The following is a 13,586-nucleotide window of genomic DNA, read 5'->3' as shown; positions in this document are numbered from 1 at the left end:
TCTCAGTCCTTTTATATTAATTTTCAATCTTATAAGCAAATATTATATTAAAATTCCACTTATTTTGTAGTTACTTTACTTCCATAAGCTCATAGACTTGACTTCCAAGTCCTATCTTTTCAGCATAATCGAGCGTATATCTTCCTCTTCTAAATACGGTTTTTCCATTGTTTCTATCGATAACGTCAAGACAGGCTTTATCTATAGCTACTGGGTCAGTTGAAGCAAAAACTCCCACATCCTTTACGATTGGTTTCATACTATGCCCTTCACAATCACAGTTCTTAGTTATATTAAAAGCAAAGGTTATATAAATATTAGTTTTATCTTTAGCTGCAGCATAAGCGTATTCTGAAAGTCTTTCATTAAAAGATTTAGATATGGATGCAACCCAGCTATTTGATATAGCACCATATGGACATATTGCCATACAAGAAGCACAACCAACACACTTATCCTTATCTATTTTTGCTTTTTTATCCACAGTTATGGCACTTTCTGGACACCTTTTTGCACAAGCTTTGCAGGATTTGCACTTTAAAGAACTAATCTTAGGTATAGAATTTGCGTGTTGAGCAAGTTTTCCCCCTCTTGCAGCGCATCCCATTCCTAGTTGTTTTATAGCTCCTCCAAAACCAGCAAGTGCGTGCCCTTTAAAATGACTCATTATGATCAGTTGTTTTTTATCTGCAATTTCTTTACCAACCTTGCACTTACTAAAATTCTTTTTATTTATTTCAACTTCTTCATAATCTTCACCATGTTCTCCATCGGCAATTATTACTGGAAGCTCTATAAACCCATGCTCTTTGGCTAAGTTTATGTGTTTTTCTCTAGTAGTTCTTTCCCCTCTATATAATACGTTTGTTTCAATGAAAGCACTCTCAATATGTTTTTCTTTTAAGTAATCTATCACTCCAGAATAATTTTTAGATTGGATAAAAGTATTATTTCCCTTTTCTCCAAAGTGCACCTTTAGCGGAATAAATTTTTCTAAAGTAATGTTCTCATTCTTTATAATTGTAGTTAAAAGTTCTCTAGCAGCACTACTTATCTCTTCTGTCTTAGAATAAGAATCTACTGCTTTAAAATAGACCTTTGCCATCACTTACCCCTCCATCTTTAATACTCACATAAATTTCATATTTGCAAATTAGACTATGCATACTATCCTTCAAAACCTATATCTATTTTTTATCCCTTAGAAGTTTATCTAAATAAACTGATTTCATCTGTTTGCTCGCCATAGCTCTTTTAAGTGGCGGAAGTTTTAGAATAGATGAAAAAACTGCTGCCATAGCTCTATGACTAAATAATGCTTTATTATCAAAAAGAAGTTCCGTTAGTTGCCCCTTTTCAATAGCCTGAAGAACGATTCTATGGGTAGTATTGGCTGGAGTTATTATCTCTTTTCCTCTATGTTTAAGGTATATACTCTTTTTAGGACAGTTTCTAACACATACTCCGCAGCCAAGGCACATTCCTTCATCAACTCTTGCTTTTTTAGTTATAGGATCAACTTTTATAGCTTCTATAGGACATACCTTTGAACACTTACCACAACCTACACAACTTTCATCAGTTACCTGAGGTAGAAATGCTGTGGTTTGAATAGGTGCCATGTAACCAAACTTCTTAACTGCAAGCATTCCTTCACAGCAACAGCCACAGCAGTTACACATAAACACCGAACCATTTCTAACATTTTCACCACACTGCACCAGGTTATGTTCATAGGCCATGTTCAATATATCCAAACCTTCTGAGGCATCTATGGTTCTAGCATATCCATTCTTACTCAAGGTGTGGGCTGTATTACCAAGGGTTATACAGGTCTCCATAGGTGCATCACAATTTTCTCCTAAATGCTGCATCTTATGTCTACAAAAACACATACTTACTGCAATATGTTTAGCTTCTTTAATTACATTACTAGCTCTGTCATAATCCATTATCTCAAGTTCATTCTGTCTTGAAAGAACTCCTTCTTGAACAAAAACCTTTCCAAATCTTGTTTCTGTGCCTAAGAATAAGTCCTTAATAAAATCTTCTTCTACATTAAGATATTGATAATAAAGCTCAGATAAAGTTTTCTGGTCTATATCATCTCTTGTTCTCATAAGGGAAAACTCAAAAAAGCCTATCATAGGTGGTGGAAGACAATATTCCTTTTTACCATCAAAATCAATATCCATTATTATTGCTCTAGATGCTAGTTTTTCAAGAATTTTTTGAGTCTCAACTTCACTTAACTTCCAGATATTACTTGCAGTCTTTAAAGTAAAGGGCTTTATAGGTAACATAGCTACAAGCTCTGCCTCTTTCTCTGTAAAAAGCATACTTAGTATCTTATATAAAGTTTTAGATGGAGGTGCTCCTTGTGGAAATCTATTGATTCTCTCCTCCAACATCTTGTAAGCGTTTTTATTTGAAATATGGGACACACTTTCACAACCTTTCTGAAGATGTTTCTATATAGTTAAATATCATACAATTCTGTGACTTTATACTCATTAGTTCAATTTTACATTTCTAGATATTACAAGTCAAAGAAAAACATGAAATATATTATTATTTTACTAATCTTATTCCCCTATATTGAGAAAACAATATATGTGTTTATTAAGATAATAATTTTCTGTGCCTAAAAGTATTTTTAAAATTAAATGGTTACAAAGAAAGTTATCAAAATATTATTAAATTTAAGTGTTTTTATGTAGTCTTCTTAGATAATTAATGGATTACTCATATTTACTAAATCAGTATCTAATCAAATAAAAATAAAAGGCCTCTATAAATCTTAATACTTCAAAATTTATAGAGGCCTTATTTTTAAAATTCTTATATTTTTATTTCTTTACGTAAGCTTATTACAGTGTTGGATGATTAACCGATTAATTTTAAGCTTATCTTTTTATCCCTTTTCTTCTATTAGCAACTATCATAACTCCTCCTGCTAATATAATGAATAAGCCTACTACCATATAGTCTCTTGTAGCTACTCCACCAGTCTTAGGTAGATTATCGTTTGTAACCTGTGCTAATCCTTCACCACGTACTAGAGTAAATGTACTAAATTTATTGACAGTAAATTGAAGTCCTAGTTTGTTGCCTTTGTAGGTAACTATTGTTCCCTTTACTAACTCCTTTGTTCCATCATGATGTTCTACATAAACAGCAAGATTCTTTTCATCCTTTGATATAGAATCTGGTAATGGAAGAACAAGTGTTACTGTACGGTTTTCCATATTAGTTTCTATAGTCATTGGTCTTCCTATAACTTCTACTGAAGAACTTTTTGCAAAAGCTTTGATCTCTGATGCAGCTTGTACTCTATCTTGTACTGACTTTATTTCCTCAGCCTGCTTTATAGGAACAACTCTAAAGTATAGGTCGTCTGTAAAGTTAGTTAAAGAACTGTTTGGAACTAATATTCTTGCATTTTCTGTATATACTTCAAAGTTAAGCTTGCCCTTTGCAATCTCTGATATAGCTTCTTTTGGAGTACCAACATAAACTTCAGAAACTGTGTCTTTAGCATCTGGAATTGATATACGTACATTATCAAAACCATTGTCAACAGCCTTCTTTACTGCTTCTTTTGCACTATCTTGAGTTAAAGTAACCTTATCCTTTACAACTCCATCAGAAGTAGTGGATCTATTGATTATAGTTTGCGAAACAGCCGATCCATTTGCTATACTTCCAGTCTCTACATCTGCCTTTATTTCTTCAGTTTTAATATCTGATCTGTTAATCACAAGCTCGTATTGCTTCTTGGTAACCCCATCTTGAGCAGTTACTACAACCTTAATATTATTTGTACCAATATTTAATGCAATAGGCTCTTGAGATGTCTTACCATTAACTGTTAAAGTTGATAAACTATCTGCAAGTGTAGGAGTCACAGTAATACTTGCTACATCCTTAGCTACATCTACAGTGTACTTTAATGTATTTGAATTAAATACTGGACTTAAAGCGCCATTGCTTATGTTTAAAGCTTTTAATACAGCATTAGTTGATGGATCATTTTTCACTACTTTTACATTAAATTCTTTTGTTTCTGTAGTATTGTTTTTAACAATTGTAGCTGTAAGTGTAACTGAAGCATCACCAGCAGCATAGCTAGGTCTTAGAACTTTTCCTTGAGCATTTATAATCTCAGGCTTGCTGGAAACCCATGAAACTAATACCCCATTGTCATTTGAAGTTTTAAGTGTTAAATCCTTCTTTACACTAACAGCACTATCACCATAAGCATATCCAAGTTCTAAAGCACTTTTTGCTTCTGATACTAACTGCGCATCACCCTTTACTACTGTTACTTTACCTTCAGTGAAATTAGTTCCTAAGGAACCTCCATCTGAATTTGTAAATATTAAGTTGTTAGGTGATGAAGTATCTATTGTTAGAGCCTTATCTCCTAAATTGTTGCTCTTAATCTTAAGTTTTATAGAAAATAATTCTGTTGCAGTGTTTATAACCTTATCTCCGCCAGTTGTATCTACCCAAGCGGATCTTAAATAACCTACAGTGTTATCAAAATTTGACCAAAAGCTTGAAACATCTCCTTGCTTACTTGTTATATCGGTAATTTCAAGTACTGCTGGATCAAAATTAATCTGCATTCCATAAGAGGCTATTCCGCCTCCTGGATTGCTTATACTAACAGGCACTTCAACAGTGTCCCCCACTGCCCCTTGCACATTGCCTATGGTTACCATAAACTTATTTTGCATATTAGTTATATTACTTATTAATCCTTGCAAACCGTAAGCCTTACTTCCTAAAAAAGGTACTATACCAATTGCAAGCACTAGCACTAATGAAATTCCTATAGCCTTTTTTAAATGCTTAAATCTATAGTTCATATTTTTATATCCTCCTAAGTTCTCTTATAAGTATCAATCTACTGAATAGAATGTACACCCATGTATTGATATATATTTTGTGTGCTTTGGTTATAAATATCCCATTCCTTTGAGTAATAAACGTTATATCCTCCAATTATACCCTTCTTTCTAACCACTACATTTCCATCTGCAACTATAGGCTTACTTCCAACAAAGTTAGGATCACCAAGTACATCGACTATCTGTCCATTTTTCTTTAGTACCAATGCATTGTTTACTAATCCCCCAAAATACATTTCATCATTATAATACCAAGCCGAAGTTATATCGAAGAAGTCATAAAAGTTTGACTCCAATATTATAAATACCATGTTTGGCTGAGCACCATCGATAGGCATATTTAATACTCGTTTAGCCTTTGTTACAGGATTCCACTGATGCACTTCTAAGGAATATCCACTAGGTGAACCAAGTTGTGTTCCTGTATTATTGTATAACTGAATAGCCAACCTATTGTTTGGACCTTGTAAATACTCAGAGATAAATACCCCTGCAGTTTGAGCTCTTTGTTTGATGATAGCTTCAGTCACTGTTATATCTGACCATGAAATTACTCTATTATTGCCATCAATTCCAACCACATAAAGGTGTTGTCCGCTAGTTACTGGTATGTTAGTAGTACTTTGAAGTATATTAGTGTAAGCTGCTGCAGAATCATTTTTATTTGGTCTTGTATACTGACCAGCCCCACCAATAACATACTTAAAACCGCCAATCGGAAGTGCTGTCTTAGTAGTATCTACTAAATCTCCAGGCCCAAAGTTAATCCCTGCTACCTCAAGTGCTAAGCCTTCAACTACCGATTTTATATTCATTGTTTTTGTAGTAGCTTCCTCACCACTTACAGTTCCACTACTATTTAATGTGATACTAAAGTTATTGTAATCTACATCAAAATCATTTCCATCAGCTCCTAAAACTAGGAAAACAGAATGTTCATCCATAGGTAAAACCATAGCAACTTCAACACCTGCTGGGGCATTGTTTAGAGTAAAGTCCATAGGAGAAATAGTATCCTTGTAAGCATCTCCTTGAAGCTTCATTTCTAAGGTTGCTCCATTTATATTGTCTTCTCTTAATTCGCTGACATCGAAGAAATTAGCTATAAAAGCTTTTGTAGAAATATCCATTACAGCAGCTTCATTTTTAGCTGATTCGTTTCCAGCAGCATCTGTAGCTGTTATAACATATTTATACTTTCCGTCTGCTAAATCTCCTATGTTTTTAGCTAACACTGAACCATCTTGTCCACTTACTCCTAAGATGATTGGGCTTTGAAGTTCATCAATGTCGACCTTGCTATCTCCATTTGTATCATTCCATAAATAAGCCTTTATAGTTGCTCCTTCTTCTGAAACAGCCCCTGCTAATGCTCCAATTGTATCTTCTGTTAGTGCATCGTTATTTACAAAGCTAAATTTACTTATATCTAATGTCGGTGCTATAAGATCAGGTACTATTACCTTTGAACTTGCAGCACTAACCTCTACGTTTCCAGAAACCTTTCCACTAGTTGCTATAGGTGTAACTTCAAAGAATATATACTTTTCTCCATCTTCAGCTACTAAAGTATATTGTTTTGCTTCTGCACCACTTATAAGTACTTTATCAGAACCATCTGCCTTTGTTGCTCTATACCATTTATAAGTTGAAGTTCCTTCTACATCATTTTCATCATCACTATAGATATATTCACCTGATAGTGTTTCTCCAAGCTTAGCAGTTCCAGTTATCTTAACTTCACCTGCTGTTGGAGCATCGTTTGAACGCTTTATAGTTATGGCTTGAGCTGATATAGTTTGCCCACTTTCTAAAGCAGTAGAATTTACTTCTAAAACAAAGTTATTTATATCAGTATCAAAATCTGTTCCGTTGTACTCTAAAACTACACTTAAATTGTTCTCACCATTTAAGGAAACTGATTTTATACCAACTCCTGCTGGAGCATTATTTAAGTTTAAATCTGTCTTAGTTATTGTATTCTTAAAGGAATCGCCTTTTAATTCTAAGGTTAAAACTGCTCCATTTATATTATCTTCAGTTAACTCACTAACATTTGAAAGCTTAACATTCAAATCTCTTATAGCGAATTTTAATACTGAGTTTTCATTTTTAGCAGATTCATTTCCAGCTATATCAGTTGCAGTTATAACATAACTATATTTATCTGGTGCTAAATCTCCTATACTTTTAGCTAGTACAGAACCATCCATTCCACTAACCCCTAGAACTATAGCACTTTGTAGCTCATCTGCTGAAACCTTTCCATCATTATTGGTATCGACCCATGGATAAGCTTTAATAGTTGCTCCGCCTTCTCCTACTGAGCCAAGTAAACCAACTATCATATCTTCTGATGGACTTTGGTTATCTATAAAGTTAAATTTATTTACATCTAATATAGGAGCTGTAGTATCAGGTGTTACTACCTTATCACTTGCAGCACTTAATACAACTTTTCCTGTAGTTTCTCCACTAACAGCCACTGGAGCCACTTCAAAGAATAGATACTTAGAATCATCCTCTGGTTTGATCTGATATTGTTTAGATGTAGCACCATCTATAGCAACCTTGTCAGAACCGTCTGCTTGTGATGCTCTGTACCATTTGTATATCGAAACTCCTTCAACATCATTTTCATCATCCTTAAAGCTATAGCTTCCTGTTATCAATTTTCCAACCTTTGCATCTCCAACTATAGAAACATTAGAAGCAATCGGTGCATCATTTGAATTATTTATAGTTAAGTTCTTAGTAGAAATATTTTTACTGCTATCTAATCCACTAGCCTTCACTTCAATATTAAAGTTAGTAATTCCGCTATCGAAATCTGTTCCATCAAAAGCTAAAGTTATATTTACAGTACTTTTATCTACGAAGGAAACATTCTTAACACTAGCCCCTGTTGGTAGATTATTTAACAATAAGTCAGAAGTTGTTATAGTATTTCTAAAGGAATCTCCAGTCAATTTTAGAGTTACGATGGCATCATTTATATTGTTTTCCTCTAATGGATTTCTATTTGCAACATTTAGTTTCAACTCTCTTACAGCCACATTAATAACTGCTGCTTGATTCTTAGAAGACTCATTTCCAAAAGCATCTGTAGCTGTTATAACATATTTATACTTACCTGGTGCTAAATCACCGATGTTCTTGGCAGCCACAGACCCGTCTTGAGAACTATTGCCTAGAACTATTGGAGTTGGAAGTTCTGTTTCATCTACCTTGTTATCGCTATTTGCATCAATACATAGATATGCTTTTATGATCGCATTACCTTCAGAAACAGCACCAGCTAATCCTGATAAAGTATCTTCCTTAGGGCTTTCATTATCTACAAAATTGAACTTACTTATGTTTAAAGAAGGTGCAGTAACATCAGGCACTATTACTTTTCCACTTGGTAAGCTTACAACTGCCTTTCCATTCATATTGCCACTTGCAGCTACTGGATCCACCTCAAAGAATATGTACTTATCACCATCTTCATCAGTTAAAGTATATTGATTTGAATTAGCTCCGTTTATCAATACTTTATCCGATCCATCTGCTTTAGCTCCTCTATACCACTTAAATACTGTTGAACCTTCAGTATCATTATCCACATCGATAAAGCTATACTTTCCAGTCAAGGTTTGTCCAGAAATCGCATTACCTTCTAGATAAACTTGTGACGCTACAGGCGCATCATTAATATTTCTTACTTCTATTGTTGAATTAGCAAATATTCCAGCATTGGGCTTACCAACATAGGTATTCATTATTATGTCTGCATCTGCATTTGTAACTTTACCATCCTCATTAAGATCCATACGTTTTATATCTTCATCTGTAGGGGTAACCTTACCGCTAGTAACTTTATATATAAGTAAAGCATCTGCGGTGTTTATTAGTCCATCACTGTTTATGTCACCTAATTTATTTGCCTTAACTTCAAATTTATCCACTAAGGTAGTTTTACTATCCGATGCTGTGACAGTAATTATGGCAACACCTATAGCTTTTATATCAAGTGTCAAAATATTACTTGAAACAGTTGGATTAATAATTTTATTGTCACTAGATATAGCAGATATCACCAAGTTACCACTGTTAAGCATATTAAAATGCTGAGCTAAATCTATGGTTATAGATGAGCCTACAACGCTAGTATTAGGCTTCATCCATGAGATATCTTGAGCTATTGCTACACTTTTTTTAGGAATTATTTGTTCCGCCTTTACTTCAGTCATATATAAAGTTGAAGTAGCGGCTAATATAGAACAGGAAATTAAAATCGATCTCTTAATATTAGAAGAATATTTAAAGTTTTTAAATTTATTGCTCATCTTCGCTCTCCTTTTATGAACATAGTTACAAACTATACCGTTTAAGTACAGTTATTATATCAAAAATGATAATCATTATCTATAAGTTTTAAAAGTTAATATTTTATCAATATGATTCATATATAACTCATTATTTTTTTATGAAAATCATTAATGTTAACGTTATTTTCTTTTGTAAAAAAATATAATCAGTATTACCAAAATATCTGATTATGCTTTTGCACTTAAGGTGAGATACCATACTATTTACTTCGAAATGTGAATTTATGTTCTGAACAAATTATTATTAGTAGTTTTGTTTTATATATACAGCACTAGCTTTTACTGCCAGTATAATAGATAAGCTTAAAAACTCAGTTATAAATTTTTCAAAAACTTTAACCACCCATGTTGACACTGTAAACTTTAAAGTTGTATAATTATCGCATGAAGTTTACAGTGTAAACTTACATGTATTAGGAGGATGTTTATGAAAATTTTAATGGTAAGTGATAGTTCGAATCAAACCACATTAGGAAAAAACTTAGAAGAAACTTTATTAAAAGCTTTAAAAGAAAACAACTATGATTATAAACATTATAATGTCAGTGAGGTTGAAATGATCAAATGTATAGGTTGCTTCAATTGTTGGGTAAAGACACCTGGTTTATGTATATTTGATGATATAACCAGAGATATAACTAAAGCTGATGTAAATAGTGATCTTTATATTATACTTAATGAAGTAAAATATGGCGGTTATAGTTCAAAGATAAAAAAGGTATTTGATAGAAGCATTTGCAAAATACTTCCTTTCTTTAAAGAAGTAAACGGAGAAATGCATCATGCATCACGCTATGAAAGATATCCAGATCTATTTTTTATAGGTTATGGTGATGACATTACAAGAAAAGAAGAACAGGATTTTAATAGCTTAAATCAAGCGAATGCTATAAACTTTCAAGCTGAAACAGCTGAAACTCAAATATGCACACAACAGAAACAGATTGAGGAATCAGTTCTTATGGTATTAAATCATATTAAGAAAATGGGAGGAGAAATATAATGGCAAAAATATGTTTCATAAATGGAAGCCCAAGAGGAAAAAATAGTGCATCTATGACCTTTATAGATGAATTATGTAAAATCACTTCAGATACTATAAACGAAATAAAGCACTTCTCCTTAAATGGCCAATTGGTTTATGAGGAGGTTGCAACCTCAGATGCTATTGTGATTGCTTTTCCTTTATATGTTGATACATTGCCTTCCTCAGTAATCGAGTTTTTAGAAGCCCTACACCCATTTGCTAAAAATAGTACTAAAGAAACAAAAATATACGCTATCGTTAACTGTGGTTTCTTCGAAGGAATTCAAACTAAAAATGCAATTGCCTTGATTGAAAACTTCTGTCTTAAGACAGGTCTTATATGGCGATTTGGAGTAGGCATAGGCGCTGGTGAATTTATGAAATCCACTAAAGATATAATTCCTCTAAACAGCGATATAAAAAGAGAGGTATATAATGCTTTCATTGGAATAAGTAAAGATATTTTAAGCAATAAACACGAGGCTAAAGAAAATTTCTTTATATCACCTAATTTTCCTAAGTCTGAATTTATCTCAGAAGCAGATAATAGCTGGATTGAGTTTGCAAAAACATTTTCAGTAAGTAAGGAGCAGCTATACTCCACTCCTTTAAAAAATTCTTTATAACTAAAAACTCGCTTAAGGGAGCTGAACTACTCCTTATGTAGTAAACAGACCAAAGAATAAAAATTATACTGCTAAGGTTAAGTATATAGTAAAAAAATAGCTTCACTCAGAGTTAAACTCTTCGGTGAGGCTATTAAAGTTAAATTACATAGATTCTCTGCAAAACTCGTTAAATTATAGGAAAAGTAATACCCCGTTTCACCTTCAATACTCAAACATAAATTAGGTTTATTTACTCACAGGGAGATATACACATTTCTCTCTTGGACTTAAAAAATATTCTTCTACAGTATTTATCCATTCTTTAAAATGCTCTGTTTCTAAATGTTTTTGCATATCATTCTCAGATTCATATACTTCATGAAGTAAAAACTTACTAGCATCGTCGCAATCTTGTAAGAAATTAAATGATTTAATACCTTCTTCTTTTAATGAACATTTTTGGTTTTTTAACGTAGCTTCAATAAATTCTTTTACATATTGTGACTTAATATAAAAAGTAACATTTTTAACTATCATCTAGCATCACTCCTAATTAATTATTAATAATTGTCTTCTTTAATATTAAAACTTTTTTGTGGAATAATAAAACTATTAATTTTTATAAACGAGGTAATAGTGATGTTTAATCTAATATTATTTGTTTTAATTGGCCTTTTAGCCGGCATATTAAGTGGACTCTTTGGAATTGGTGGAGGTGTAATAATAGTCCCTGCTCTTATTTACATATGTAATTTTACTCAATTAAAAGCACAAGGAACTTCACTAGCTGTACTACTTCCTCCAGTAGGTCTATTAGCTTTTTTAGAATATTATAAGAAAGGGAATGTTGATATTAAAGCAGGAATAATCATATGCATTACTGTACTTATTGGTGGTATATTTGGTGGTAAAATAGCTCAAGCTATCTCCCCTGATATGTTAAGAAAAGGCTTTGCACTTTTTATGCTTATAGTATCTCTGAAGATGTTATTTGGAAAATAATTAATGGATTCTTGAAAAGGTTATTTTTCAAGGATCCATTAATTTCTAACTATATTATGTTAATATCAATGATTTTTAACTTTTGTACTGTGTGTTTATATGGTTCCTATAAGAAAGCTTAATTTATAATTGTAGTTTTTAGTTCATATTATTATTTTCCTTGAGTAATTGAACTATTTTGCAAATATTCTCCTTAGCCCAATCATAACATCCATAATCCTCATAGTTTCTATAATCACATTCTAACACTTGTATCAAGAATAAATATAAGTCATACCACCTAATTCTAAGTTTTTGATTATTTGTTAGTGTTTCAATACCATAGCCGCTAAAAAATTCTCTATTTTGATTATGAGTTCTAAAACCAACTTCCATTAATTCATCGCCCCAAAGACATCTTTCAAAGTCAATCAATCCAGTTATTTGCCCATCATCAATAAAGATATTACCGGCCCATAAATCCCAATGTACTAGTTTGGGTACTTTTACTTCTTCAAAAGCTTTTATATCTCTTAGAAATAGCTGTTCTATTACTTCACTCTCTACTCCAATATCAATATTCAATGCTTTTGCATCATTAATAGTATCCTTAATCATATCATAAAACACGTGAGTCCATTTAACCCCTTGCTTGTCCAACTGACCATAATATCCAAACTTATTGCCAGTTATACTATTGATTTTTAAATTCAGTACAGCTGTTTTATATCTTACATTTCTTATTTTTTCTTCACTAAGCTTTTCTTGAACTGAATTTAGACTTTCTCCATCAAGTCTAGACATAAAAAAATAGTCTGTTTCACAAAGTTCATGGCTATTATCATAATAAAGTACTTCAGCTATTGGTATATCAGTTTTGTTTTTAATGAGTCTCATAACCTCTACTTCTGTTTGCATTATGTTTTTTTCATGAGTCATTATCAATGCATCTTTTGGTGGTGCAATTTTTAGTACAACTTGTCTTCCATCAGATAAAATAACCATATAAGCCACGTTGAAGAATCCTTCTTTTAGCTCTATAACTTCTAAAGCCTCCACTCCTTTGAATGCCCTCTTGACCATATTGCTTATCGTTTCTTGAGATTGCTTATTTTTTGTTGAAGTTTTCATTTTAAATTCTCCCTAATATTTCTCAAACCCTTTTAAATCTCTTTTGAATAAATTCATAGATTAATATATTAACTTCAAACTTGTCCTATTATATATTTACCATATATTCCAAGAAACATAAAGTAATAAATATATTACTCTTATAACAACAATGGTTTTAGCATTCCAGCTCTTTATTAAAAATACAAAAGCAAAAACCAATCCATATTCTAATTTTTAATACTTACTGCGGAATTCTTAACGACCTTATATGTTTTATTGACAATGCTAATTAAGCAATTATAATTAGAATTTATATCAATATGATTTTGATATATAGAAAAATTTATTCTTCATATTTAAAGCTCTTCTAAAACTATTAACTGTACATTGTTCCATATCAATAAGTTCATTGTTTATATAGATATTAAATCATAAAGGATCCTCACAATTCACAAGTTCTGTTACTTGAGCCTTAGATTACACCAATCACTTCAAATCACCATTTGTATCCAGCAACAGAATTTCAAGCTTTTTACAGCAAAAAAGGCCGCTGAAGCGACCTTTTAAA

9 protein-coding genes are annotated in these 13,586 nt (G+C 32.2%); 3 read left to right on the top strand and 6 right to left on the bottom strand.

Translation table 11 applies throughout. The features are described 5' to 3' along the window. Positions 1-70: 70 nt before the first annotated feature. The 4 genes from JHL18_RS04085 to JHL18_RS04070 all read right to left on the bottom strand — a co-directional run bounded on the left by JHL18_RS04085 (position 71) and on the right by JHL18_RS04070 (position 9,247). The gene (locus JHL18_RS04085; RefSeq protein ID WP_200266400.1) at positions 71-1,105 is read right to left on the bottom strand and encodes a DUF362 domain-containing protein; all 1,035 of its coding nucleotides are present in this window, start codon (positions 1,103-1,105) and stop codon (positions 71-73) included. 82 nt (positions 1,106-1,187) lie between these two features. Continuing rightward, positions 1,188-2,444: a 4Fe-4S dicluster domain-containing protein gene (locus JHL18_RS04080; RefSeq protein ID WP_200266398.1), complete on the bottom strand. Its 1,257-nt coding sequence runs from the start codon at positions 2,442-2,444 to the stop codon at positions 1,188-1,190. A 462-nt stretch (positions 2,445-2,906) separates the two neighbouring features. Continuing rightward, a complete protein-coding gene (locus JHL18_RS04075) occupies positions 2,907-4,874 on the bottom strand; it encodes an immunoglobulin-like domain-containing protein (protein ID WP_200266396.1) in 1,968 nt (655 codons plus the stop codon). A gap of 38 nt (positions 4,875-4,912) precedes the next feature. Next, the gene (locus tag JHL18_RS04070) at positions 4,913-9,247 is read right to left on the bottom strand and encodes a dockerin type I domain-containing protein (RefSeq protein WP_200266394.1); all 4,335 of its coding nucleotides are present in this window, start codon (positions 9,245-9,247) and stop codon (positions 4,913-4,915) included. Positions 9,248-9,716: 469 nt separating this feature from the next. Between JHL18_RS04070 and JHL18_RS04065 the strand changes: the two genes are divergently transcribed. Together JHL18_RS04065 and JHL18_RS04060 are read left to right on the top strand one after the other, a co-directional pair. Next, positions 9,717-10,292 carry an NAD(P)H-dependent oxidoreductase gene (locus tag JHL18_RS04065; protein WP_200266392.1) on the top strand — a complete coding sequence of 192 codons (576 nt, stop codon included), beginning with the start codon at positions 9,717-9,719 and terminating at the stop codon, positions 10,290-10,292. Next, positions 10,292-10,942 (top strand): flavodoxin family protein, encoded by a 651-nt coding sequence (locus tag JHL18_RS04060; protein ID WP_200266390.1) that lies wholly within the window; start codon positions 10,292-10,294, stop codon positions 10,940-10,942. The genes JHL18_RS04065 and JHL18_RS04060 overlap by 1 nt, the downstream gene beginning before the upstream one ends. A gap of 228 nt (positions 10,943-11,170) precedes the next feature. Here the strand turns inward: JHL18_RS04060 and JHL18_RS04055 are convergent, their stop codons facing one another. After that, positions 11,171-11,461, bottom strand: coding sequence for a putative quinol monooxygenase (locus JHL18_RS04055; protein ID WP_200266388.1), 291 nt, complete (start codon positions 11,459-11,461; stop codon positions 11,171-11,173). A gap of 102 nt (positions 11,462-11,563) precedes the next feature. Here JHL18_RS04055 and JHL18_RS04050 point away from each other — a divergent pair, with 102 nt between their 5' ends. Next, entirely contained in the window at positions 11,564-11,926 is a 363-nt protein-coding gene (locus JHL18_RS04050) for a sulfite exporter TauE/SafE family protein (protein ID WP_200266386.1), read from the top strand. Between the two features lie 138 nt (positions 11,927-12,064). Here the strand turns inward: JHL18_RS04050 and JHL18_RS04045 are convergent, their stop codons facing one another. Continuing rightward, positions 12,065-13,036, bottom strand: coding sequence for a phosphotransferase family protein (locus JHL18_RS04045; protein WP_200266384.1), 972 nt, complete (start codon positions 13,034-13,036; stop codon positions 12,065-12,067). Positions 13,037-13,586: the final 550 nt, after the last annotated feature.

This window comes from Clostridium yunnanense, from assembly GCF_016595795.1.
GTDB lineage: Bacteria > Bacillota > Clostridia > Clostridiales > Clostridiaceae > Clostridium_AR > Clostridium_AR yunnanense.
Note: the sequence above shows the minus strand (reverse complement) of the source record. Positions and strands in the feature narration are given on the sequence as shown.

Bases quoted from the DNA above. Each gene is read 5' to 3' on its own strand.
- JHL18_RS04070 (WP_200266394.1), bottom strand. From the start codon at position 9,247: ATGAGCAATAAATTTAAAAACTTTAAATATTCTTCTAATATTAAGAGA.
- JHL18_RS04065 (WP_200266392.1), top strand. From the start codon at position 9,717: ATGAAAATTTTAATGGTAAGTGATAGTTCGAATCAAACCACATTAGGA.
- JHL18_RS04085 (WP_200266400.1), bottom strand. From the start codon at position 1,105: ATGGCAAAGGTCTATTTTAAAGCAGTAGATTCTTATTCTAAGACAGAA.
- JHL18_RS04060 (WP_200266390.1), top strand. From the start codon at position 10,292: ATGGCAAAAATATGTTTCATAAATGGAAGCCCAAGAGGAAAAAATAGT.
- JHL18_RS04045 (WP_200266384.1), bottom strand. From the start codon at position 13,036: ATGAAAACTTCAACAAAAAATAAGCAATCTCAAGAAACGATAAGCAAT.
- JHL18_RS04075 (WP_200266396.1), bottom strand. From the start codon at position 4,874: ATGAACTATAGATTTAAGCATTTAAAAAAGGCTATAGGAATTTCATTA.
- JHL18_RS04055 (WP_200266388.1), bottom strand. From the start codon at position 11,461: ATGATAGTTAAAAATGTTACTTTTTATATTAAGTCACAATATGTAAAA.
- JHL18_RS04050 (WP_200266386.1), top strand. From the start codon at position 11,564: ATGTTTAATCTAATATTATTTGTTTTAATTGGCCTTTTAGCCGGCATA.